This is a genomic window from Geodermatophilus chilensis, from assembly GCF_002802985.1.
Taxonomy (GTDB): Bacteria; Actinomycetota; Actinomycetes; order Mycobacteriales; family Geodermatophilaceae; genus Geodermatophilus; species Geodermatophilus chilensis.
Genome location: NZ_NVPT01000322.1, coordinates 1 through 1,973 on the forward strand (window position 1 = coordinate 1; position 1,973 = coordinate 1,973).

Annotated in this window: 1 protein-coding gene; it reads left to right on the forward strand. The window is 70.7% G+C overall.

Annotation, left to right across the window (positions count from 1 at the left end; translation table 11 throughout):
• The first annotated feature begins 133 nt into the window (after positions 1 to 133).
• Positions 134 to 1,864 carry an IS1634 family transposase gene (locus CNO22_RS26840; RefSeq protein WP_100502269.1) on the forward strand — a complete coding sequence of 577 codons (1,731 nt, stop codon included), beginning with the start codon at positions 134 to 136 and terminating at the stop codon, positions 1,862 to 1,864.
• The last annotated feature ends 109 nt before the right edge of the window (positions 1,865 to 1,973 follow it).

Genomic DNA, 1,973 nt, shown 5'->3' on the forward strand with positions numbered 1-1,973 from the left:
GCACATGCAGGCTTGATCGATAGCGTTGTCGCTGGTCAGCGGGTCGGGTGTCGTCGCAGCGCCTAAATCCTGTAGGCACACGGCTGGTGCTTTTCAGCTGGACTGACGTGCTGCTCTGCGCTTTGATGTAGGCGTGTACCTGCGGGAGACGCGGCGGACGAACCGGGACGGTTCGGTGGTGCGCTACCTGCAGCTGGCGCACAACGAGCGCCATCCGCGCACGGGCAGCCCGGTGGCGAAGGTGATCCACAACTTCGGGCGGGCGGACAAGGTCGACCGCCAGGCGCTGGTGCGGCTGGTCTCGTCGATCTCCCGGTTCCTCGAGCCCGAGCAGGCGGTTACCGCCGCGGCCGGCTCCGACGTGGAGGTCGTCGACTCCCGCCGGCTGGGCGGGGCGTGGACGCTGGACCGGATCTGGGAGCGGCTGGGCATCGGGGCGGCGATCCGCCGCGCGGCCGACGGGCGCCGGTGCGACGGCGAGGCGGTCGAGCGGGTGGTCTTCGCTCTGGTCGCGCAGCGGGCGCTGGAGCCCGGCTCCAAGCTGGCCGCGACCGGCTGGGTCGCCGAACGGGTCGCGATCGAGGGCTGCCGGGGCTTCTCCGACGACGCCGCCTACGCGGCGATGGACTTCCTGCTCGACGCCCTGGACGGCATCGCCGCCGAGGTGTTCTCCTCGGTCGCGCACCTGCTCAACCTGGATCTGGACATCGTCTTCGTCGACACCACCAGCACCTACTTCCAGACCGAGACCCCTGATCAGCTTCCCGACCTGCAAGACGACGCCGGCGACGACGAGGTGGCCAACCCGGTCGAGTCCGGGGCGCGGGCGTTCGGCCACTCCAAGGACCACCGCACCGATCTGCCGCAGGTGGTGATCGCCATGGCGGTCACCCGCGACGGGGTGCCGGTGCGGTGCTGGACCTTCGCCGGCAACACCGTCGACACCGCGATCATCCGGACCGTCAAAGACGACCTGGCCGGCTGGAACCTGCGCCGACTGGTCTGGGTCGCCGACCGCGGCTTCGCCTCTGCGGCCAACCGGGCCTATCTGACCCGCGGTGGTGGGCACTACATCCACGCCGAGAAGCTGCGCCACACCAACGCTGAGGCCGCCGCCGCACTGGCCCGTCCCGGCCGCTACAAGACGGTCGCGGACAACCTGCGCATCAAGGAGGTGCACGTCGCCCCCGGCGGGGACGGCGACGGCGACGAGGGGGCCCGGGCGCAGCGGTTCGTCGTCTGCCACAACCCCGAGCAAGCCAAGCGGGACGCGCAGGTGCGAGCCAACCTCGTCGAGCACCTCAAGGGCCTGATCGACGGCTCCGACGCCTGGACCGACCGCCGCCGCGACGAGCTCGTCGGCTCGCTGAAGAACAAGCCTGGGCTGCGCCGCTACCTGCGCCGCACCACCGGTGGGCTGCTGCGCATCGACAACAAGGCGATCAAGGCCGAGGCGCACCTGGACGGCAAGTGGCTGCTGCGCACCTCCGACCCCACGCTCACCGGCGAGGACCTGGCCGCGGCCTACAAGCAGCTGCTCCAGGTGGAACGCGGCTGGCGGGACATGAAGGGCGCCCTGGCCCTGCGCCCGGTCTTCCACCACCGCGAAGACCGCATCCGCGCCCACGTCCAGCTCTGCTGGCTCGCGCTGCTGCTCATCCGCGTCATCGAGAACACCACCGGCCAGGCCTGGCGCAACCTCCGCCAGGAACTCGACCGGATGCACCTGGTCACCCTCGCCACCGGTGACGGCCACGTCGCCCAGCGCTCCGCGCTCACCGGTGGGCAGAAGACCATCCTCACCGCGCTCGGGCTCCCCGAGCCGCCCCGCTTCTTCGACTTCACCCCCGCCGCCGACAGCTGACCAGCGCCTCGCGCCTGTAGTAACACGACCCCATCGCGGCCTGCCCGCATCCCTCCAGGTCAATCAGCGAATTGGGCCGGTCGCGTGCTCACGATCTTCGGAAGTCCGG